At 58.0% G+C, this 807-nt stretch carries 1 pseudogene; it reads left to right on the top strand.

Going from position 1 to position 807, the window contains the following annotated elements:
- Positions 1–88: 88 nt before the first annotated feature.
- Positions 89–385: pseudogene (locus QCE73_RS33870) on the top strand (transposase); the annotation flags it as partial.
- Positions 386–807: the final 422 nt, after the last annotated feature.

Raw genomic sequence — 807 nt, 5'->3', positions numbered from 1 at the left:
CGAAAAACTCTAGGATGGAAGACGCCTGCGGAAGCTCTCGACGAGTACCTAAAATCTGTTCAACAATCCAGTGTTGCGACGACCGGTTGAATCCGCCCAGTTCACGGCGGCCCCGTTCACCGATGCCGTACTTGAGCGCGGCGTGCAGCTGTCTATGGACGGCAAAGGCGCCTGGCGCGATAACGTGTTCGTCGAGCGCGTGTGGCGCAGCGTCAAGTACGAGGAAGTCTATCTGAGGGCCTACGAATCGGTCACCCACGCCCGGCGCTCCATCGGCGACTACATCGAGCTATACAACCGAAAACGGCCCCATTCGAGCTTGGCGGATCAGACGCCGGATGAGGCATACTTCGCGACGCTGCCAGCGATCAAATCGGCAGCATGATTGCCTCGGACGCTCCACTCAAAAGTCTCGGAAAACTGTCCGAACTACCGAGGCCACCTCTCTACCGCAACTGCTTGCCGCCGTCATCTCCCAACGCGCTTTGCGCGTCTGCACTCGCCCTGCGGGCTCCTTACGACGCACAAAGCGCCATCAGTGCCCGGCTGCACGCTCCCTGCCATTCCTCAACGAGAAACCGCTCGTTTAGCGGATCAATTCCACGACGCCGTCGCTTAGTGTCGGATTTAGACCGGCGTTCACACCTGCGTATCACTTATTGCAGCACTTTGCGAAAAAAAACGGCCCGCGTAAGTCTGCGAGTCATCCGTTAAGGAAGCTCTGCAGAATGTGGTTTCAAAAGCGTGCGCACCATATAGGCGTTGGGCAGATTGTTCTCGCTCAGCAGGGCTGTGTATGGCAGAGGC

The organism is Caballeronia sp. LZ029 (assembly GCF_031451275.1).
Taxonomy (GTDB): Bacteria; Pseudomonadota; Gammaproteobacteria; order Burkholderiales; family Burkholderiaceae; genus Caballeronia; species Caballeronia jiangsuensis.
Note: the sequence above shows the minus strand (reverse complement) of the source record. Positions and strands in the feature narration are given on the sequence as shown.